The 20,385-nt window shown below is 59.7% G+C and carries 22 protein-coding genes; 6 read left to right on the plus strand and 16 right to left on the minus strand.

Annotated features, from left to right (window positions below):
• Positions 1 to 6: 6 nt before the first annotated feature.
• The 3 genes from HU724_RS20580 to HU724_RS20590 form a co-directional block, all read right to left on the minus strand.
• Positions 7 to 828, minus strand: a complete 822-nt coding sequence (locus HU724_RS20580) for a substrate-binding periplasmic protein (protein ID WP_186567778.1) — start codon at positions 826 to 828, stop codon at positions 7 to 9.
• An 81-nt stretch (positions 829 to 909) separates the two neighbouring features.
• On the minus strand, positions 910 to 1,839 hold the full coding sequence (locus HU724_RS20585; protein WP_056788298.1) for an electron transfer flavoprotein subunit alpha/FixB family protein: 930 nt from the start codon (positions 1,837 to 1,839) through the stop codon (positions 910 to 912).
• Complete coding sequence (locus tag HU724_RS20590) at positions 1,840 to 2,589, minus strand: electron transfer flavoprotein subunit beta/FixA family protein (protein WP_007908338.1); 750 nt, start codon at positions 2,587 to 2,589, stop codon at positions 1,840 to 1,842.
• Positions 2,590 to 3,138: 549 nt separating this feature from the next.
• Between HU724_RS20590 and HU724_RS20595 the strand changes: the two genes are divergently transcribed.
• Positions 3,139 to 4,803: an electron transfer flavoprotein-ubiquinone oxidoreductase gene (locus HU724_RS20595; RefSeq protein ID WP_186567776.1), complete on the plus strand. Its 1,665-nt coding sequence runs from the start codon at positions 3,139 to 3,141 to the stop codon at positions 4,801 to 4,803.
• A 122-nt stretch (positions 4,804 to 4,925) separates the two neighbouring features.
• On the opposite strand, the gene HU724_RS20600 is transcribed toward HU724_RS20595, so the two are convergent.
• Positions 4,926 to 5,816, minus strand: a complete 891-nt coding sequence (locus HU724_RS20600; protein ID WP_016770956.1) for an AraC family transcriptional regulator — start codon at positions 5,814 to 5,816, stop codon at positions 4,926 to 4,928.
• A gap of 190 nt (positions 5,817 to 6,006) precedes the next feature.
• On the opposite strand from HU724_RS20600, the gene HU724_RS20605 reads away from it, so the two are divergent.
• Positions 6,007 to 7,059 carry an NAD(P)-dependent alcohol dehydrogenase gene (locus tag HU724_RS20605; RefSeq protein WP_016770957.1) on the plus strand — a complete coding sequence of 351 codons (1,053 nt, stop codon included), beginning with the start codon at positions 6,007 to 6,009 and terminating at the stop codon, positions 7,057 to 7,059.
• Between the two features lie 11 nt (positions 7,060 to 7,070).
• Here the strand turns inward: HU724_RS20605 and HU724_RS20610 are convergent, their stop codons facing one another.
• From HU724_RS20610 to HU724_RS20655, 10 genes are all read right to left on the minus strand, one after another.
• On the minus strand, positions 7,071 to 7,874 hold the full coding sequence (locus HU724_RS20610) for an IclR family transcriptional regulator (protein WP_016770958.1): 804 nt from the start codon (positions 7,872 to 7,874) through the stop codon (positions 7,071 to 7,073).
• A 61-nt stretch (positions 7,875 to 7,935) separates the two neighbouring features.
• Positions 7,936 to 9,246, minus strand: a complete 1,311-nt coding sequence (locus HU724_RS20615) for an MFS transporter (RefSeq protein WP_122611459.1) — start codon at positions 9,244 to 9,246, stop codon at positions 7,936 to 7,938.
• Positions 9,247 to 9,437: 191 nt separating this feature from the next.
• Complete coding sequence (dgoD, locus tag HU724_RS20620; protein ID WP_016770960.1) at positions 9,438 to 10,586, minus strand: galactonate dehydratase; 1,149 nt, start codon at positions 10,584 to 10,586, stop codon at positions 9,438 to 9,440.
• Between the two features lie 61 nt (positions 10,587 to 10,647).
• On the minus strand, positions 10,648 to 11,268 hold the full coding sequence (locus tag HU724_RS20625; protein ID WP_186567774.1) for a 2-dehydro-3-deoxy-6-phosphogalactonate aldolase: 621 nt from the start codon (positions 11,266 to 11,268) through the stop codon (positions 10,648 to 10,650).
• Positions 11,269 to 11,287: 19 nt separating this feature from the next.
• The gene (locus tag HU724_RS20630) at positions 11,288 to 12,277 is read right to left on the minus strand and encodes a 2-dehydro-3-deoxygalactonokinase (RefSeq protein ID WP_186567772.1); all 990 of its coding nucleotides are present in this window, start codon (positions 12,275 to 12,277) and stop codon (positions 11,288 to 11,290) included.
• 295 nt (positions 12,278 to 12,572) lie between these two features.
• The gene (locus HU724_RS20635) at positions 12,573 to 13,070 is read right to left on the minus strand and encodes a hypothetical protein (RefSeq protein WP_186567770.1); all 498 of its coding nucleotides are present in this window, start codon (positions 13,068 to 13,070) and stop codon (positions 12,573 to 12,575) included.
• A 5-nt stretch (positions 13,071 to 13,075) separates the two neighbouring features.
• Positions 13,076 to 13,810 carry an alpha/beta hydrolase gene (locus tag HU724_RS20640; RefSeq protein WP_186567768.1) on the minus strand — a complete coding sequence of 245 codons (735 nt, stop codon included), beginning with the start codon at positions 13,808 to 13,810 and terminating at the stop codon, positions 13,076 to 13,078.
• Between the two features lie 6 nt (positions 13,811 to 13,816).
• Positions 13,817 to 14,311: a PAAR domain-containing protein gene (locus HU724_RS20645; RefSeq protein ID WP_186567766.1), complete on the minus strand. Its 495-nt coding sequence runs from the start codon at positions 14,309 to 14,311 to the stop codon at positions 13,817 to 13,819.
• Positions 14,308 to 14,970, minus strand: a complete 663-nt coding sequence (locus HU724_RS20650) for a hypothetical protein (protein WP_186567765.1) — start codon at positions 14,968 to 14,970, stop codon at positions 14,308 to 14,310. Before HU724_RS20650 ends, HU724_RS20645 begins: the two co-directional genes overlap by 4 nt.
• A 159-nt stretch (positions 14,971 to 15,129) precedes the next feature.
• Complete coding sequence (locus HU724_RS20655) at positions 15,130 to 15,609, minus strand: GNAT family N-acetyltransferase (protein ID WP_071173199.1); 480 nt, start codon at positions 15,607 to 15,609, stop codon at positions 15,130 to 15,132.
• Positions 15,610 to 15,834: 225 nt separating this feature from the next.
• Here HU724_RS20655 and HU724_RS20660 point away from each other — a divergent pair, with 225 nt between their 5' ends.
• The 4 genes from HU724_RS20660 to HU724_RS20675 all read left to right on the plus strand — a co-directional run bounded on the left by HU724_RS20660 (position 15,835) and on the right by HU724_RS20675 (position 17,685).
• Positions 15,835 to 16,488, plus strand: coding sequence for an HD domain-containing protein (locus HU724_RS20660; RefSeq protein WP_186567764.1), 654 nt, complete (start codon positions 15,835 to 15,837; stop codon positions 16,486 to 16,488).
• Positions 16,489 to 16,596: 108 nt separating this feature from the next.
• On the plus strand, positions 16,597 to 16,941 hold the full coding sequence (locus HU724_RS20665) for a hypothetical protein (RefSeq protein WP_071173201.1): 345 nt from the start codon (positions 16,597 to 16,599) through the stop codon (positions 16,939 to 16,941).
• A gap of 44 nt (positions 16,942 to 16,985) precedes the next feature.
• On the plus strand, positions 16,986 to 17,243 hold the full coding sequence (locus tag HU724_RS20670) for a hypothetical protein (RefSeq protein WP_024013907.1): 258 nt from the start codon (positions 16,986 to 16,988) through the stop codon (positions 17,241 to 17,243).
• A gap of 61 nt (positions 17,244 to 17,304) precedes the next feature.
• Positions 17,305 to 17,685: a Rho termination factor N-terminal domain-containing protein gene (locus HU724_RS20675; RefSeq protein ID WP_024013908.1), complete on the plus strand. Its 381-nt coding sequence runs from the start codon at positions 17,305 to 17,307 to the stop codon at positions 17,683 to 17,685.
• A 145-nt stretch (positions 17,686 to 17,830) separates the two neighbouring features.
• On the opposite strand, the gene HU724_RS20680 is transcribed toward HU724_RS20675, so the two are convergent.
• Entirely contained in the window at positions 17,831 to 18,760 is a 930-nt protein-coding gene (locus HU724_RS20680; RefSeq protein ID WP_186567763.1) for a PfkB family carbohydrate kinase, read from the minus strand.
• Positions 18,753 to 20,219, minus strand: a complete 1,467-nt coding sequence (locus HU724_RS20685) for a purine-cytosine permease family protein (RefSeq protein WP_186567762.1) — start codon at positions 20,217 to 20,219, stop codon at positions 18,753 to 18,755. The genes HU724_RS20680 and HU724_RS20685 overlap by 8 nt, the downstream gene beginning before the upstream one ends.
• Positions 20,220 to 20,385 lie beyond the last annotated feature (166 nt).

A 20,385-nucleotide genomic window follows, 5' to 3' on the forward strand; every position in this document is an offset into this window, starting at 1 on the left:
GAATCCCTACTGTTTTGGGGCACTGACAGGTTGTGGCGGCTGCTGCTGTTGCGCCTTCCAGCGCTCGATGTTGCGTTGCAGCGCGGCTTCCGTCAGTCCGGACGAGGGCAATTCTGTCATCTTTTTGGCGAGCTGTCCGCGCAACCACGGATCGTTGCAGGCCGAGTTATGCGAAACCGCGAGGAACAGACCCGGCCGGTCGATGGGTTGTTCGAACGCCAACAGATCGCTGGTCATGCCCAATGTCTGCGCGGCGGCAAGGCCTGAGTAACGTCCGGCGAGCACATATTCCACCTCGCCCAACAGCAGTTTCTGTAATGCCTCGGTAAGGTTTGCTGTGCGGGTCAGGGTCAGATTCTGTTCGGCGAAAGTGCCGAATGCCTGGGTCATCCGCGATTTTTCCGACACCGCACCGGCGTGCCCTTTCAGGTCGCTGGCCTCGGCATAGGTCAGCGTCGAGCCTTTGCGCGTCCACACCAGATAGTCGTTTTCCAGCAGTGGCGGATGGATGTAGTCGAGGTATTCCAGCTCGGTCACGGTCAGCGGCGCGTCGGCCAGCATGTCCATGCGCCCACTGCGCACTTCATCGAGGGCCTGCGAGCGTTTGCCGGCATACAGCAGGTCGACTTTGATGCCCAGATCCTTGGCCACTTGCTGCAACAGATCGGCACTGGCGCCGATCAAGCGCTTGGGGTTTTGCGGGTCCTGCCACAAGTACGGCGGCGCGTCAGGGCTGCCGGTGACGACCAGGCGCTCGCACTTCCCCGCGGCCATGGCCAAACCTGGCAACAGCACCAATCCCAACAACCATCCGCAGCGCAGATCCATGGCAAAACGCTCCCGCTTGAAATTCGAGACAAAAAAAAGCCCGACCAACAGGCCGGGCTCTTTATAAGTGAAGCCGCCGGATTAGACCAGCTTCTCCAGCTCAGGTACTGCTTCGAACAGATCCGCCACGAGACCGTAATCGGCCACCTGGAAGATCGGCGCTTCTTCGTCCTTGTTGATCGCAACGATCACCTTGGAGTCTTTCATGCCGGCCAGATGCTGGATCGCGCCAGAGATACCGACGGCGATGTACAGCTGTGGCGCAACGATCTTGCCGGTCTGACCGACCTGCATGTCGTTCGGTACGAAACCTGCGTCGACCGCAGCGCGCGAGGCGCCCACAGCAGCGCCGAGCTTGTCGGCCAGCGCGTACAGGTGTTTGAAGTTGTCACCGTTCTGCATGCCGCGACCGCCGGAAACGACGATCTTGGCAGCGGTCAGCTCAGGACGGTCGGACTTGGCCAGCTCTTCGCTGACGAAGCTCGACGTACCGGCGTCGTGAGCAGCACCCACGGCTTCAACGGCAGCCGAACCACCTTCAGCAGCAACCGGATCGAAACCGGTGGCACGCACGGTGATCACTTTGATCGCAGCAGTCGATTGCACGGTAGCGATGGCGTTACCGGCGTAGATCGGGCGCTTGAAAGTGTCAGCGCTTTCTACCGAAATAATCTCGGAGATCTGGTCAACGTCCAGCGCAGCAGCAACGCGCGGCAGGATGTTTTTGCCGTTGGACGTGGCGGCAGCCAGAATGTGGCTGTAATTCTTGCCCAACTCTGCAACCAGAGGAGCAACGTTTTCCGGCAGCTGATGCGCGTAGGCAGCGTTGTCAGCATTCAGGACTTTGCTCACGCCAGCGATCTTCGCAGCGGCTTCGGCCACCGGGCCTGCGCCCTGACCTGCTACCAGAACGTGGATGTCGCCGCCGATTTTGGCAGCCGCAGCCACGGTGTTCAGCGTGGCCGGGGCCAGCACTTTGTTGTCGTGTTCAGCAATAACCAAGATAGTCATTTAGATTACCTTCGCTTCGTTCTTGAGTTTTTCAACCAGTTCAGCCACCGACTTGACCTTGATGCCCGCGCTGCGTGCAGCCGGCGCTTCGACTTTCAGGGTCTTGTTGGTGGAGGCGGTGGAAACGCCCAAAGCGTCCGGAGTCAGCACTTCGAGAGGCTTCTTCTTGGCTTTCATGATGTTTGGCAGGGACGCATAGCGCGGCTCGTTCAAACGCAGGTCGGTGGTGACGATGGCCGGCAGTTTCAGCGAAACGGTCTGTGCGCCGCCGTCGATTTCGCGAGTCACGGCAACGCTGTCGCCGGAGACTTCGACTTTCGACGCGAAGGTGCCCTGACCGTAGCCGCTCAGTGCCGCGAGCATCTGGCCGGTCTGGTTGTTGTCGCTGTCGATCGCCTGTTTGCCGAGGATCACCAGCTGCGGCTGTTCCTTGTCGACGACGGCCTTGAGCAGCTTGGCCACGGCCAGCGAGGTCAGGTCTTCAGCGGATTCGACGAGGATGGCGCGATCGGCACCCAGAGCCAGTGCGGTACGCAGCTGCTCCTGAGCGGTGGTCGGGCCGATGGAGACGACGACGATTTCAGTCGCAACGCCCTTCTCTTTCAGGCGTACGGCTTCTTCCACGGCGATTTCGCAGAATGGGTTCATCGACATCTTGACGTTGGCGAGGTCGACGCCGGAATTGTCCGCCTTGACGCGGACCTTGACGTTGTAATCCACAACGCGTTTGACAGCTACAAGAACCTTCATGGATTCCTCGTTACTCTCCGGTGAAAAGAAAGTCGCCTAGGCGAACCTGGCGGATGATGCTCATCGGGCGACAAGGGCACCTCTAAAAACGCCGGCTTGAATGTGAGGTGATTCACTTCGCGAAGGGAGGTGACCGTTCGTCAGGGGTGACTGCCGGGTCATTCATTCTCACGCTGTGTAAACTGCGCGCCGGACTTGCGCTGCGCATCACCGTCTACTGCCTGTGCCCTGTCTTTAGAGGTGCTCTTGAAACCGCCAGTCTGCCTACGGCGAGCGCAAAACCGCCCGTATCTTGACCGGAACGCCCATTCTGGTCAATACGCCAAAATGCCCTGTCATAAGCCGCGCTTCTTTGATTTATCAGGGCTGGAGGCGATTCAAACAAACGTTTGTATTGGACGCTCGGAGTGGTGTAGATATAATGCGCCGCCTAGAGAGAAAGGTGGATTCGCCAATATTCCCTTTGACGTTAACGTAAAGGCAATACGGATGCGAGATCAAACCTCCATATTAGAAAAAAACTGTTGAGCCTTGAGTAGGAGATAGCCTGTGGAACGCGAATACATGGAATTCGACGTCGTCATCGTCGGTGCCGGCCCCGCTGGTCTGTCCGCCGCCTGCCGCTTGAAGCAGAAGGCCGCTGACGCCGGTAAGGAAATCAGCGTCTGCGTGGTCGAAAAAGGCTCCGAAGTCGGCGCACACATCCTCTCCGGAGCGGTGTTCGAACCCCGCGCCCTGAACGAACTGTTCCCGGACTGGAAAGAACTCGGCGCGCCGCTGAACACGCCCGTCACACGCGATGACATTTTCGTGCTGAAAAACGCTGACAGCGCGCAGAAGATTCCTGACTTCTTTGTGCCCAAGACCATGCACAACGAAGGCAACTACATCATCTCCCTAGGCAACCTGTGCCGCTGGCTGGCTCAGCAGGCGGAAAACCTCGGTGTGGAAATCTACCCGGGCTTCGCCGCTCAGGAAGCGCTGATCGATGAAAACGGTGTGGTGCGCGGGATCATCACCGGTGATCTGGGCGTGGATCGCGAAGGCAACCCGAAAGAAGGCCTGTACACCCCAGGCATGGAACTGCGTGGCAAATACACGCTGTTCGCCGAAGGCTGCCGTGGCCACATCGGCAAGCAAATGATCAAGCGCTACAACCTCGACAGCGAGGCCGACGTCCAGCATTACGGCATCGGTCTGAAAGAAATCTGGGAAATCGACCCGGCCAAGCATCAGCCAGGCCTGGTGGTGCACACCGCCGGCTGGCCGCTGGACATCATGGGCACCGAGAACACCGGCGGCTCGTTCCTCTATCACTTGGAAAACAATCAGGTGGTGGTCGGTCTGATCGTCGACCTGTCCTACAGCAACACTTACCTGTCGCCGTTCGACGAGTTCCAGCGCCTCAAGCATCACCCGGTGCTCAAGCAATATCTGGAAGGCGGCAAGCGCGTCAGCTACGGCGCCCGCGCCATCGCCAAGGGCGGCCTGAACTCGCTGCCGAAAATGGTCTTCAAGGGCGGCGCGCTGATCGGTTGCGACCTCGGCACCCTGAACTTCGCCAAGATCAAAGGCAGCCACACCGCGATGAAGTCCGGCATGCTCGCGGCGGAATCGGTGGCAGATGCGCTGTTCGCCGAGCAGGATTGCACGGTCGAACTGACCACTTATGTCGACGCGTTCAAGAACAGCTGGCTGCACGAAGAACTGTTCGCCAGCCGCAACTTCGGCCCGGCGATCCACAAGTACGGCGCAATAATCGGTGGTGGTTTCAACTGGCTGGACCAGAACATCTTCGGCGGCAAACTGCCGTTCACCCTGCGCGACACCAAGCCGGATTACGCCTGCCTCAAGCTCGCGGCCGACTGCAAGAAGATCGACTACCCGAAACCTGACGGCAAACTGAGTTTCGACAAACTCAGCTCGGTGTTCATCTCCGGTACCAACCACGAAGAAGAGCAGCCGTGCCACTTGAAGCTGACCGATCCGAGCATCCCGATCAGCAAAAACCTGCCGCTGTACGACGAACCGGCGCAGCGTTACTGCCCGGCCGGCGTATACGAAGTGATCACCAAGGAAGACGGCGAGAAGCGTTTCCAGATCAACGCCCAGAACTGCGTGCACTGCAAGACCTGTGACATCAAGGATCCTGCGCAGAACATCACCTGGGTGGCGCCGGAAGGTGCCGGCGGCCCGACTTACCCGAACATGTAAGTCGAAACACTGAACAACAAGGCTCCCGAAATGGGGGCCTTTTTGTTGCCCAAAATTCTTCTGCCACCACAAAACAACTGTGGGAGCGAGCCTGCTCGCTCCCACAGGGGATTATCGGCGGATCAGGCAGCGCGCTCATCCCCCGGGCTGCGTTCGAAGTAACGCTTGTACTCGCGACTGAACTGCGACGTGCTTTGATACCCCACCCGATGCGCCACCTGCGCCACGCCCAGCCCCTCCGCCACCAGCAGCGTCTGCGCCTTCAACAAGCGTAAACGCTTCAGATACTGCACCGGCGACAACAGCGTGCTGCGTTTGAAATGCTCATGAAACGTCGACACGCTCATGTTCGCGCAACCGGCCAGTGTCTCGACATTCAGCGGCTCGGTGTAATGCGCATGCAGATGGCTGATCGACGCCGCCACCCGAGCGAATTGCCCTTGTTGCTCGACCAACGCTCGCAACACATCCGCTTGCGGCCCGCGCAGCGCGACGAACAATAACTCGCGAACCCGCGCCGGGCCGAGAATCTGGCATTCCAGCGGATCGTGCAGACAGCTGAGCAGCCGTTCGACGCAACCGCGCATGCCATCGTCGAGCACCACCGAAGTCATCGACTCCGGCGTCTGCGCCGGAATATGCCGCCCCGGCGCCAGCCCCATGGCCAGCACCAGTTCGCCGAGCAGGACGCGATCGATCGCCACCGACACACCGAGCAATGGCGCATCGGGCAAGGCAAAGGTTTCGCATTCGAACGGCACCGGCAGCGCCTGGATCAGGTAATGCCCGGCGCCGTACTCCATGGTTCGTGGGCCGAGGAACGCCAGTTTGCTGCCCTGGGCGATGATCATCAGGCTCGGCTCGTAAATGTGCGGGCCACGGGCGACGTCGCAACTGGCGCGCAAAATCTGCACACCGGGCAGGCCGGTCTGGCTGTAGCCATCGCGCAGCGCCAGCGGTTCGATCAACGAAACCAGCCGGGCATTGGCATCAAGATGACGGGTCAACTGCATCGAATAGGTCTTCGTAAAATTCACGGAAAAAGGGATGAAAACATCATCGCAGATCCGCTGGCCAATGCGATCGCCGAAACCCGCATGCCGGAGGATTAGGCATGAGACCCGGAGAAATCGTCATGGCCGCACCCGCCTCTGGCGCCCAGAATTCACCGCCTCACTTGTCACTGTTTTTGCGAGGTCACCCATGTACACCGCCATCGGCTATGCCGCCCAATCGGCCACCACTCCCCTCGCCCCGATGAAATTCGAACGCCGCAGCCCGCGCGCCGACGACGTGGCGATCGAAATTCTCTACTGCGGCGTCTGCCATTCCGACATCCACCAGGCACGCAACGAATGGGGCATCGCCGTTTATCCGCTGATGCCCGGCCATGAGATCGTCGGAAAAGTCACCGCTGTCGGTGCGAATGTCACCCGTCACAAGGTAGGCGATCTGGTCGGCGTCGGCTGCATGGTCGATTCCTGCCGCAGCTGCGAAGCCTGCCAGGCGAACCTCGAGCAATATTGCCTCGAAGGCCCGACCATGACTTACGCCACCCCGGACCGGGTCGATGGCAGCAACACCATGGGCGGTTATTCCGACAGCATCGTGGTCAGCGAGCACTTCGTTGTGCGCATCCCCGAGAAACTGGCTCTGGCCAGCGCCGCACCGATTCTCTGCGCCGGCATCACCACCTATTCGCCGCTCAAGCACTACGGCGTCAAGGCCGGTGACAAGGTCGGGATTCTCGGCATGGGCGGCCTCGGCCACATGGGCATCAAGTTCGCCAAGGCGATGGGCGCGGAAGTCACGCTGTTCACCCGCTCGGCGAGCAAGGCTGAAGAAGGTCGCCGTCAGGGCGCCGATCACGTCATCGTCTCCACCGATGCCGAGCAGATGAAGGCCGCGGCCGGTTACTTCGACTTCCTGCTCGACACCATTCCGGTGCAACACGATTTGAACCCGTACCTCGACACCCTGCGTTTCGACGGCGTGCACATTCTGGTCGGCCTGATCGAGCCGGTGAACCCGCCCGTTCACGCCGGCAAACTGGTGATGAGCCGCCGCGTACTGGCCGGGTCCTTGATCGGTGGTATCGCCGAAACCCAGGAAGTGCTGGATTTCTGCGCCGAGCACAACATCACCTGCGACATCGAAATGCTCGACATCCGCCAGATCAACGAAGCCTACGCGCGGATGATTGCCGGTGACGTCAAGTACCGTTTCGTCATCGACATGGCGACGCTGAAGGCTTAAACCTTCACGGCTTACACCTTCAAGCCCAGCTCCGCCGACAGCCGGGTTGTGACCCCTTTGAGCAGGGGGATCAACTCGGCCATTTTTTCCAGCGGCATGTACGGCACGGTGCTGGCGATACTGATCGCCGCGACAATGCCCTTGCTCGCATCACGAATCGGCGCCGCCACGCAGCGGATCGACGGTTCGTTGTCTTCCAGATCGAACGCGTAGCCACCGGCAACGTATTCGCCCATGCGCTGCTCAAGCTGTTCCCAAGACTGCTGGGGATGCTGCGGCCAGAACTGACTTTTGCCACCCGCCGGCAGGCTGATGTCGTACAGCCGCCGCCAATCCTGCGGCGAATCATCGAGCATCAAGGCCTTGCCGATCCCGGTGCGCACCAGCGGCATGCGATGGCCAACCCGCGAGCGCATTTCCGGCCCGTTGCGTCCGGGGTTCTTCAATAGATACAGCACTTCGTCGCCTTCGCGGATTCCGAGGTGCACGGTATCGCCGGTCAGCGCCGACAACTCATCCAGATACGGCCCGGCCAACGTCACCAGCGGCAACTCTTCGCGGGCCTGAAAGCCCAGTTCGATCAGTTTCGGCCCGAGCAGATAACCGATCTGCGGCACCACGCGCAGATAACGCTCGTCGACCAGGCAACTGGCCAGACGATGGGTGGTGCTGCGCGTGGTGCCGATCAGCCGGGCGATCTCCTTGAGATCACGCGCGCCACTGGCCACCGCCTGTACCACACCGAGGCCGCGCAGCAGCGTCTGGGTGCCGGTGGGCGCGGCGTCCTTGGTTTTTTCCGGGGCGTCTTCCTGCATATCCAGCCTTTTACCGTTGAGCGAAGGAACGGGCGGCATTATGGTCGCCCGAGACTGAGCACTACAACTCGATACGCTCGACCTTGCCCACCAGCAGCACGTAGGACAACGCACCGACCAGTGCGAGCACGGCGATGTAGGTGATCGCCGGCGCGAACGAATCGCCGCTGGCGAGGAAGCCGATCACGATCGGCGTAGCGATCGCCGAAAGATTGCCGATGAAGTTGAACACGCCACCGGTCAGACCGAGCAAACGCGCCGGTGCCAGCGTTGACACCAGCGACCAGGTGATCGACGCCAGCCCGTTGCCGAAAAATGCCAGCGCGAGGAAAGCAATCACCAGCGGGGTCGACTCGACAAAGTTGGCACCGATAATCGAAGTCGAAATCAGCAGCCCGCCAATGATCGGCAGCTTGCGCGCGAAGCCCACGGTGTAGCCGCGCCGGATCAGGAAGTCGGAAAAGAATCCCGAGCACAACACGCCGACGAACGCGGCAAGAAACGGCAGCGATGCGAGCAGACCGGACTTGATAAAGTCCATGCCGCGATATTTCACCAGATAGGTCGGGAACCAGGTGAGGAAGAACCACAGCGTCGAGTTCAGGCAGAACTGGCCGAGGTAGATGCCCCACAACTTGCGCTTGCTGAGGACGATGCCCAGATCGGTCCAACTGAATTTGGCTTTGACCTTGGCCGCCTCGGCCTGGATATCCACCAGCCCGCCGCCTTCGCGGATCAGGTCGATTTCCGCCTGATTGGTGCCTTTGAAATCGCGCGGCTCGCGATACACCGCGTACCAGATCACTGCCCAGAGAATGCCCACCGCACCGGTGGCGACGAACACCATGTGCCAGCCGAATGCATGTTGCAGCCACGCCAGCACCGGGGTCAGGAAGGCCAGGCCGACAAACTGCCCGGAGGTGTAGAAACCGATCGCCGTGGCGCGCTCGCGCTCGGGGAACCAGGTGGTGACCACGCGGCTGTTGATCGGATAGGCCGGCGCTTCCAGCGCACCGACGGCCATGCGCAGCACGAACAGCGCGATGAAGCTGCTGACGAAACCGAGCATCACCGTCGCCACCGACCACAGCAGCAGCGCGACGCTGTAAAGGATGCGCGGCGGCACGCGATCGACCAGCCAGCCGCCGGGGATCTGCATCGCGGCGTAAGTCCAGCCGAAGGCGGAGAAGATCAGACCGACATGAACCGGATCGATGCCCAGCTCACTGGTCAGCGCCGGCGCGGCAATCGACAGGTTGCTGCGGTCGAGGTAATTGATGACCACGGTGATGAACAGCAACACCATGATGAAAAATCGCTTGCGGCTAGGCGTGACTAAAGACGCCTGCCCGGAGAGGGTATGCGTTTGCATGAGAGATGCCTCTTTTTATGTTTGTTGAGGTCATGACGCAGATCTCCTCTCCCTCGGAGAACTGATCGTTCCCACGCTCGGCGTGGGAATGCAGCCCGGGACGCTCCGCGTCCCAGCAGCGGACGCAGAGCGTCCATTGAGGCATTCCCACGCAGAGCGTGGGAACGATCTGATGCTAGCGAGTCAGAGACTCACCACTCGGCAAAGCTGCCATCGGCATGACGCCAGATCGGGTTGCGCCAGCGGTGGCCGACGGCGGCACGCTCGATCACGTATTCCTCGTTGATCTCGATGCCCAGCCCCGGGCCGTTCGGAATCTTCACGAAGCCTTGGTCGTAGTCGAACACGCGCGGATCCTTCACATAGTCGAGCAAGTCGTTGCTCTCGTTGTAATGGATGCCCAGGCTCTGCTCTTGGATAAACGCGTTGTAACAAGCCGCGTCCAATTGCAAACAGGCAGCCAGGGCGATTGGTCCCAGCGGGCAATGCAGCGCCAGCGCGACGTCGTAGGCTTCGGCCATGTTGGCGATCTTGCGGGTTTCGGTGATGCCGCCAGCGTGGGAGGCATCCGGCTGGATAATGTCGACGTAGCCTTCGCTCAACACCCGTTTAAAGTCCCAGCGCGAGAACAGCCGCTCGCCGAGGGCAATCGGCGTGCTGGTCAGCGGCGCCAGTTCTTTCAATGCTTCGTAGTTTTCGCTGAGCACCGGTTCTTCGATGAACATCAGTTTGTACGGGTCGAGCTCCTTCATCAGCACCTTGGCCATCGGCTTGTGCACGCGGCCGTGGAAGTCGACGCCGATACCGACGTTCGGCCCCACCGCATCACGCACGGCGGCAACGTTGGCCAGGGCGAGGTCGACTTTCTCGAAAGTGTCGAGGAACTGCAGTTCTTCGGTGCCGTTCATTTTTACCGCAGTGAAACCACGGCTCACTGCTTCTTTCGCCGCACGCGCGGTGTCGGCCGGACGGTCGCCGCCGATCCACGAATAGACACGAATCTTGTCGCGCACCTGGCCACCGAGCAGATCGCTGACCGACACGCCGAGGGCTTTGCCCTTGATGTCCCACAGCGCTTGGTCGATACCGGCCAGCGCGCTCATGTGAATCGCGCCGCCACGGTAGAAGCCACCGCGATAGAGCACGGTCCAGATGTCTTCGATATTGCGTGGGTCTTTGCCGATCAGGTAGTCGGACAATTCTTCCACCGCAGCAGCTACGGTATGGGCGCGCCCTTCAACCACAGGCTCACCCCAACCGGTCACGCCCTCGTCGGTTTCGACCTTGAGGAAGCACCAGCGCGGCGGAACGATGAAGGTCGTGAGTTTGGTGATTTTCATCTCTGCTCTCTTTTGTAAATGCAGCTTTTATTAGATGCAGCGCGCACAGCGCCGAAAAGTCTTAACGCAGGGCTTTCCAGGCAGCCACGTAGGCCTTGGCATTGACCGCCACCTGCTCGGGCGTCATGCCCGGTTTGAACAGGCCGGAACCGAGACCGAAACCTTTCACACCGGCGTCGATAAAGGCCTGCATGTTGTCCGGCGTAATGCCGCCGACCGGCGCCAGCACCGTGCCGGCTGGCAACACCGCGAGCCAGGCCTTGACGACCGCCGGATTCATTTGCTCGGCCGGAAACAGCTTGAGAATGTCCGCGCCCTCGGCCAATGCGGCGAAGGCTTCGGTCGGCGTGGCCACGCCCGGCGACAGGTACAGCCCCGCCGCTTTCGCCGCGCGCAACACTTTGGCATCGCTGTGCGGCATGACGATCACTTGTCCGCCAGCCGCTTTGACCTGCTCGACCTGCTCGGGGCTGATCACGGTGCCGGCACCGATCAGGCAATCGGCGGGCAGCGCATCACGCAGGATGCGGATACTTTCGTACGGCGATGGGGAATTGAGCGGTACTTCAATGACGCGAAATCCGGCGGAATAAAGGACTTCTCCGACAGCCGCCGCTTCCTGCGGTTGCAGGCCACGCAGAATCGCGATCAGACCGTTTTGTGCCAGTGCTTGCTTGAGCATGTCAGGCCTCCAGTCAGGGTTAACGGGATGAGGAATCGATCAGTCCGGCGGCGCGCGCCAGTTGCCACAGGCCACGCTCGGTCGCTTGCTCGGCCAGCGTCACCTGAGCAAAGCCGCAGGCGTCGAGGGCGCGTCGATAGCGTGCGCACAATTGCGCGTTGCCGATGAGCACGATCGATGGAAGATTCGCTTGATTGCGCCGGCGCCGCTGCACGTTGGCGAGTGCGGCCAGCTCATGGCCGATCATCAGGCCGGAGAGATAATCCGCTTGAGCAGTCGGGCTCAGTTCACCGGTCAGGCCGAGGGTGCGGGCGCTGAACAAGGTCGACAGCACACCGAGCGCGGCATCTGTCGACAGCGCGATCTGTACGCCGCGATCAAACGCCTGCGCATCGAAGGTCGCGCTCGGTTGTTGGGTACGACCGAGGATGCTGTGCTCGCTGAGCACGGCAAACACTTCGCCGGTCATGAACGTGTCGAAATGGATGATGCGGCCATCGACCACTTCCACCCATTTCGAGTGGCTGCCGGGCAGGCCGATCAACAGATCGTTACCCGCCTCGGCCGGCAGACTCTGCAGCACGCCGAGGACTTGGGTTTCTTCGCCACGCATTACATTCGGCAGTCGCGAACGCTGAGTCACGCCCGGGACGATATGCACCGGTGTACCGCGCAAGCTGACAACGGTTTGTAGGGAATTTCCGAGATGGGCGACGTCGGCGGGCGTCTCGCAGTAAGCCGCTTCGCGCCAGCCCTGTGCACTGCCGACCATGCCGCAAGCGATTACCGGCAGATCCGGCTGCGCATCGAGCCAGTCACCACAGGCCTCGTCGAAGGCCAGTTCAAAACCATCGGCGCATTCACGGCCGTGGATGATCCGCGGAGTCTTGGGCAACTGCATGATCCCGGACGACAGCGCACGCTGCTCGAGCACCACACCGTCCGCCGCGAGTTTGTAAGCACGTAATGAGGTCGTCCCCCAATCGAGCGCGATCAATTGCGCCTGCATCGCTTCACCTGTTTTGTTTTTGGCAGTGAGTGCGATGGACTATAAACCCGGGCGGGCTAAAATCTCAATATATAAATATCAATCCCATATTTTGGGATTCGCGCAAGTGGCGAGCTTGTCTTCTCGCGGGTACAAATCGTGCTCCGTGAGGATCAACGGAGAAAAAGCCAGGGTATTAAGGATTCTCTGCGAAAGGCGCTGCATGCATCTGCTCAGCGGACATTGAAAGGCGGCAGAGGAGCAATCGAGATCAGGCTCCCTCCCGCCAGAAAAGGAGCCTAGATGAATGAAGGATTCACTCCCTGTTGATAGCTCGCGCCAGGTCGGCAGTTGGCACACGCATGATTTGGGAAAAATACGTTTTGTAAGGAGTCGTATGAACGCGGAACACGCAGGAAATAAAAGGTCTGTTCGTTAACCAACGATTGAGCACTGGCCCCTCCGGAAAGATTTCCGCGCCCTTTTCGCCAGTCGACTCTCTGAAAATCACGTCGGCTTTGTACTCGTTTGCAGCGCCACTCTCATCGCGTTCAACAAGGCCAAAACCGGAGCGTTTTATCTGGTGCCCAACAGAAAAGTCCACATCATCATCCACAGTACATACCAACCCTTGGCTTATATGTGATGTGAACAACTCGAGTAATTCCACATCGGCGAGAAAGTGAACCTGATAGATTCCGGTGTCTTCCAACTCATCAACACCGGAATAAAACAGCTTCGCAGCCGGCTTTTCGTGATTCATTGAACATGCAGAACATAGGACCAATAAACCCATCAAAAAAAATCGAGACACGATGTTCATTCCTTGAAAAAACTCAAGACCGACTCGTTAAATATCTGACGAGCAGTCTTACCGTTATCCAACGGCCGCAAATACATAATATTTGCATCCGCATGATTCACATCTACGCGCCCCATTACATTAGGCCCGTTAGAAACCTCCCATTGTTCACCAAAACTAGCAACCGTATCTGATACGTTCGTTATCTTCGGCGCAGCGCGAATATTAACCCAGTACTGAGCCTTGGGCTTGGGTGGCAACCGGTAGATATTGGAAATACCCCAGACCATTACACCTTCGCCAACCGGATCGATGGTCAATAACATTCTCACTGTATAGCCCTTCTCCGTGAGAGTGGCTGAAAGGTGGGCGCCATTCCAGCCTCCCAGACTATGACCCACAATGTACACAGCGGTTGAGCAGTCAGGGATCTTCGCCAGTACCTTTTCAGATAGGTCTTTATCGGTAATGAAATCATTATAGCCAAGAGGCCACGACTCAAATTTTCCCACAGGAAATTTCAACGCCTTGGCATCTCTGATAAAGATTTCGCGCACCGCGTCGACATTATTATTTGGCCCACTGAAGTAATAACTTTCCTGGTCTCCAGCACCACCAATAAAAAAAACTACAAAATTCCGCAGAGATATGGCCACCTGCTTATTGGTCTGATCGGTCTTGCATGTAAGTTTATGTGCTTTTACTTCCCTTTTCGCGTGAGGTACTTCAGTAGGTGCATTGACTTCGGACACAAGCAATCACTCCACGAATAGTTTGATGGTTTCTGCCAGGTGCGAACTGACCATATGAGTGAATCCGTTCGCATCAGTAACACCGTGTTCCTCACTTCCGTCGCCTCGTTGAATGGTGTAGGCGTGATAAGGCACTGGCTGCCCAGTCGCTTCATTCGTCACTTGCAACCTGTCAGTGAAATGCACCGGCATCGGCGACAGCCCACTAAATGCGGCCCCTCCCCCACTTTGGCCGATGATCACCGTGCCCGAGCCACCGATCACGACATTGCCATGCCCACCAGTGCTATCGAGCATCGCGGCATTCAGGCCGTTAATGAAAACAGTGCCGGAGACCGCTCCGGTGATAGGGCTGCCACACGCTGATTTATCGGTCATGCGTGCAGCAGCGAGGCCGTCGAAGAATACGTCCGGCGAGCCGGAGACAATCGGGTTGGTGCCGTGACCAGGCAGTGGGCAGGCGGTTGGGTCGGTGACGCGAGCTGCGGGTTTACCACTCAATTCAAAGCTCCTTGCTTAAGGGGTGCCGCGGATGGCTGATAGATGTCGATGTCGGTCGCGGCAAAGCGCCAGCGATTATCGACCGGGTCGAACAGAGCATGACAATGCTCACGGCTTTCAGGTGACGTCGCGGTTTGTATAGCCCGCCAGGCTTCGTTGGCTTGCCACCTCAACTCGGCAGGCGTTGCATCATCAAGTTCGTTGAGCCAGGCGTTGTAGTTGCGCAGGTGATTGCGCTCGAAAGTCGATTGCAGCAAGTCGCCCATTTCCACGCCAAGGTCCAGATGATGCCTGGAGGTCCAGCGCCCCACTTCGGAGTAAACGTGCCAGCCCATTGGGATCAACGCACCGTTTTTCAACAGAGTATGGCCGGCGAGAGCGACGAAGCCGCAACAGATGTGCAGCATCAGCCAGCCTTGATGAGAGTCGATAATCGCTGTGGGATCAAAGGTTCTCAGCGCTACCACACGGTATTCGCCGAGGCCGGCGCTGCGCGACATCAACTCAGCGTCGAGCCGCGACACGAAAGCCCGTATAGCCACGCCGCCAGTGCGCTGGGCCATGCAGAGAATTTCCACAGCCTGTCGATTCGGGTCGTCAGAAGAGCCGGTAGTTTTCACCAGACCATACAGACGCATGGACGCCTGCAGTCCCCTCATAGCTGGTCACTCATTGACGAAGCGAGGGCTCCACAGGCGCGGAGAAATTTTGCCAGATGCATTGCAGGTGTCGTCCGTGAGCGCGCAAAAATGGCGCACAGAATGCCGGACTAGAGCGGTGGCGACAACTGAATCAGCAGTAGATTGCCATCATTGTGCTCAGCCCTCGGCAAATTCGCGCAACACCTTGCCATCCATGCGATACCGCACCCATTCCTCCTGCGGTTGCGCACCGAGCGACTTGTAGAATTCGATGGCCGGGGTGTTCCATTCCAGCACGCTCCATTCGAAGCGGCCGCAGTCGTTGGCGCAGGCGATTTTTGCCAGGTGGCGCAGCAGGGTTTTGCCGGCGCCGCCGCCACGTTGTTCGGGGGTGATGTAGAGGTCTTCGAGGTACAGGCAATTGCTGCCCAGCCACGTTGAATAACTGAAGAAGAACACCGCGAAGCCGATCGGCGAGCCGTCGCGCAGGCAGATCAGGCCGTGGGCGGTGGCGCCTTCGCCGAACAGGCTGCGTTCGATGTCAGCGACGCTGGCGATGACTTCGTGACGGGCCTTTTCGAAATCTGCCAGTTCGGTGATAAAGGCGAGGATTTGCGGCGCATCGCTGGGGGTCGCCGGGCGGATTTCGATCGTCATGGACGGGCCTTGTGTGCAAATTAAAGCGCCATACTAAGGCGCGCAGCGGCACTCGTCACATGGCAAACATACTGACCTGCCCAATTTGCTGAACACTGTTGCCTTTGTGGGAGCGAGCCTGCTCGCGAAAGCATTCTGTCAGTTGAATCAACGCCTGACTGAAATGACGCTTTCGCGAGCAGGCTCGCTCCCACAGTTGATATCGCAAATTCTGAAAGGATGCTTATGACCGTTAACTGTTTTGCGCCGATGGAAACACTGGCATCAGCGCTGATTCGGCATGCACTCGAACCCTCGGACGACGGCGCCCACGATCTCGCTCACTTGCAGCGGGTGTGGCACAACGCCCGCACCGTGCATGCAACCGAAGGCGGCGATCTCGAGGTATTGCTCGCAGCCGTGCTGTTGCACGATTGCGTAGCGGTCGAAAAAAACTCACCATTGCGCGCGCAGGCTTCGCGTCTGGCAGCGGACAAAGCCTCATCCGTGCTGAAGGAATTGGACTGGCCCAACGAGAAAATCAGCAACGTCGCCCACGCCATCGAAGCCCACAGTTTCTCTGCCAACATCACCCCAATCACGCTCGAAGCGAAAATCGTCCAGGACGCCGATCGCCTCGACTCGCTGGGCATGCTCGGTGTTGCCCGAACCTTCTATGTGGCCGGGCGCATGGGCTCGGCGCTGTACGACCCAGAGGATCCCGAAGCGCTTGAGCGCGAGTACGACGACACGCGTTTTTGCCTCGATCATTTCCAGACCAAACTGCTGCATCTGGCCGACGGTTTTCAGACCGTGACCGGCCAGCGCCTGGCACAGATTCGTCATCAACGTTTGAAGGGTTTCATGGAGCAGTTCAAGGAAGAGGCCGGCATCGTCTGAACAGCAGAGACGTGACCCCGGCGAAGACCGTTCGTCGATCATCAGGCACCAATCCGTCACCAGGGCTGACCAACAAAGTGTAAGGATTCCAATCACTGGAGAAGCCCTATGATCCCGTCAAGGTTGACCGCTTTAGTCTTCAGCGCCCTGCTCTGCCCTGCGGTGTTCGCCGCCTCGTCCACGGCAGCGGGCACTGGCCCTACCGATCCGACCCCGCCACGCGCGCCCGCCATTAACAGTGCCCCCGGTATGAACACCGATGGTTCCGGCGTGCCGCTGATCAATCAGCCACCCGCCACTGGCACCGATCCGCGCACTCAAGGCAGCGATCCGGGCCGCCAGGGTGGCATGAACACGCCCGACTCTCCTGCCACTGCGCCTGACAATGCCGGCCCCGGTGTCGGCTCGAAAACCACCACAGGTGGCTCCGGTTCCGAAGGTGCCGGTCAGTAGTTCGCCGACGCGAGCGCCCTATTCACTCCCATGAAGAGGTAACCATGAACGTCGACAAAGACCTGGAAAAAGAAGTCCTCACCCGCCTGCTGCACGCGCATCCCAACGGCTTGGGCAAGGAGGTGCTGGACAATTACCGGGGCGAGAAAGTCGTGGCCAGCGCCCTCGCCGCCCTGCAGGATCGCGGGCTGATTCATCATGGTCACGTGACCTTGAGCGAAGCGGGCGAACACTCGCTGAACCTGCCGATCAAGCTCAGTTCTGCCGGCGTCGAAGCGGCGCGCAAACTGGATCTGCAGTAGTGCCAAGCCGCTCGCCGTCGAAGCGGCGAGCGGCCGGATCCGCAACTTGAGGAGAAATCCCATGCCTCGTGGAAGCAAAGACAAATACACCAGCGAACAGAAGCGCAAAGCCGAGCACATCGAAGACAGCTACGAGAAAAAGGGCGTGTCGAAAGATGAGGCTGAGGCGCGAGCTTGGGCGACGGTCAACAAACAGTCCGGTGGTGGTGAGAAGTCCGGCGGCTCGGGGCGCAAGAAGCCCGCCAGTGCCAAATCGGAAGATCGCAAAGAGTCATCGCGCCGCGCGGTGGCCAGCCGCAAGGGTCATTCGCGTAACAGCGAAACTTCGAAGGATACGCAGACTGTCGATAGCTTGATGAAGGAAGCCCGAGCGAAGAATATTCCGGGGCGGTCTTCGATGCGCAAGCAGGAGTTGATTGAGGCGTTGCGCAAGGCTGGCTAGAACGACGCCCACTGTAGGAGCTGCCGAAGGCTGCGATCTTGTGCTTTTCAAGATCAAAAGATCGCAGCCTTCGGCAGCTCCTACACAAGATTTGTGTACAACGTAGATCTAATGTGGGAGCGAGCATGCTCGCGAAGGCCTCATGTCAGTCGCGGCAGGACTGACAGATAAAAGCATCCACCTCACTGGCCCCCGGCGATGTCGCCGGTCCCCAGCGAGTCACCGCCAGCGCCGCCGCCGCATTGGCCCGCCGCGCCGCTTCCGGTGCCTCCAACCCCTGCGCCAATCCAGCAACAAACACCCCGGCATGCGCATCACCGGCGCCATTGCTGTCCACTGCTTTGACAGCAAACCCCGGCACCTGTCGACGCTCGCCACGCTGCTGAATCCAGCACCCCTGCGGCCCGTCACGCACAACCATCAGTACATTTTCCGGCAGCAGTTCCGCGAGGCGATCCATTGCGATAACAATCTCATCGGCTCCGGTAAACCGCAGCGCTTCGACACTGTTGCTGGTCCACACATCAATGCGCGGCAGCAACGTCTGCATCATCGGCGCATCGGGCGACTCCACCAACGGCCCCGGGTCGAACACCACATTGACCGCCGCCGGCAGCGCCAGCGTCCAGTCGAGCAACGCCTGCGCCTTGCCCTCGTGCAGCAGGCTGTAACCACTGAGATAAACATAATCGCCGGGCTCGGCAGCCACGCTGTTCAGGTCCTCCTCGGTCACCTCGCCTTCAGCGCCGATGTAGGAAATGAAGCTGCGTTCAGCCGAGGCATCGGTCAGCGCCACGCACAGACCGGTATCGCGCTCGGCCGGTTCGCGGATGCCGATGCAGATACCTTCCGCCTGCATCGCTTGGCGCGCCAGGTCACCAAAACGCCCCGTGCCATGGCGACCGAGGTAAACCACCGGCAGACCGTTACGCACCGCAGCAGCCATCACGTTGAAACCGCCGCCGGCTTCGAACCCTGCCGACTGCGCCAGCACGTCGCCGCCAATCTGCGGCAGTTTATCCACGGCCATGACCAGGTCGATGATGACCTGGCCGGTGTGCAACATCTTAGGCATGAGCATTCTCGGGTTGCGCGGCGCGGCGATCTTTCGCACCGCCAAGTATCAGGTAAATGCCGCCGGCGACGACGAAGGTCACGATCCAGCCGAGGCCGTTGTGGCCCAGCCAGGAGTCAGACAAAAAGCCCTTGAACCAGACGTTCTCCGCCGTGGTGCCGATGGTGGTGAAACTGAAACCAAGGACGATGGCGATCGCCCAGGCGCCAAACGCGCGCCACTCGATGCCGCCGCGATACCAATAGGCGCTGCTCGGGCTGACGTCGAGCAGGTCTTTGGGGCTGTAGTAGTGACGGTGAATCAGGTCGACCACGAAGATCCCGACCCAGGCAGTGATCGGCACTGCCAGCAGGGAAATGAAGGTGATGAACGGGCCGTAGAAACTGTCGGCGATCAGCATGAAGTAGATCGAGCCGGCGAAGATCGCGACGATATCCACCACTACCGCGTAGACGCGTTTGACCTTCAGGCCGAGGGTCAGCGTGGTCAGGCCGGCGGAGTACACCGACAGGTTGTTCGACAGCAGCAGACCGCCGAACGCGGTGATCAGGTACGGCACGGCCATCCACGTCGGCAGCATGTCGCGGATCGCCACGATCGGGTCAGTCGCCGACGCCAGATCATTGTTGCCCACCGACAACAAGCCGCCGAGAGCGATCAGCAGCACCAGCGGAATGCCCGCGCCGAACGCCGCCGACGCCACCAGCCGCACGGCTTTGACGCTGCGGTGCTGGTAGCGCGACATGTCGGCACCAGCGTTGGCCCAACCGATGCCAGTGCCGGCGGCCATGGTGCCGATGCCGATGATCATTGCGCTCAGCGGTGCTGGCGTGGCGTTGAACACCGCACTCCAGTCAATCGTCGCGCAGAGGAAGCCACCGACGAGAATGTTCAGCGCACCGAACACATAGGTCGCCCACTTCTGGATCACCAGCAGAGTCGCGTGGCCGAGGCCGGACACCGACAAGGTCAGCAGGACGAAGATGGCGATAAAGATCAGCGTCAGTATCGGCGCACTTTTCGCCTCGACCGGCGAGCCGAACAGGATCGAACACAGCGACAGCAGCACGAACGCGGCGGTGGTGGTGTTGACGGTTTCCCAACCCAGACGCGACATCAGCGAAACCAGCGTCGGGCCGATGTTGCCGCGCACGCCGAAGATCGCCCGCGACAGTGTCAGACTCGGCGCGCGGCCACGTCGCCCGGCAATCGAGATGATCCCGACCACGGCAAACGAACCGGCGGCACCGAGGATGGCGACGATGATCGCCTGCCAGATCGCCAGCCCGCGAAACGCCACCAGCGTGGCGCCCAGCGGCAGGCCAAGGATGGAAATATTCGCCGCAAACCAGACCCAGAACAGCTGCAGCGGATGACCGTTGCACTCGGCTTCCGGTACCGGCTCGATGCCCCGGGTTTCCAATTGCCCGACGCTTTGCCCGGCGGTTGATGAACTCATGAAGATGCTCCTGTTTGCCTTTTTTGTGGTTGTGGCAATGATGCAAAACGACAAGACAACCGGCCTTCCGAGGCCTGTCTGTGCGATCCATTGCTGTGTGAATTCATTAGAAATGCGCCGCCCCTTTCGCGAGCAGGCTCGCTCCCACAAGGGAATGCATTCCAAT

The sequence above is a fragment of the Pseudomonas iranensis genome, from assembly GCF_014268585.2.
GTDB lineage: Bacteria > Pseudomonadota > Gammaproteobacteria > Pseudomonadales > Pseudomonadaceae > Aquipseudomonas > Aquipseudomonas iranensis.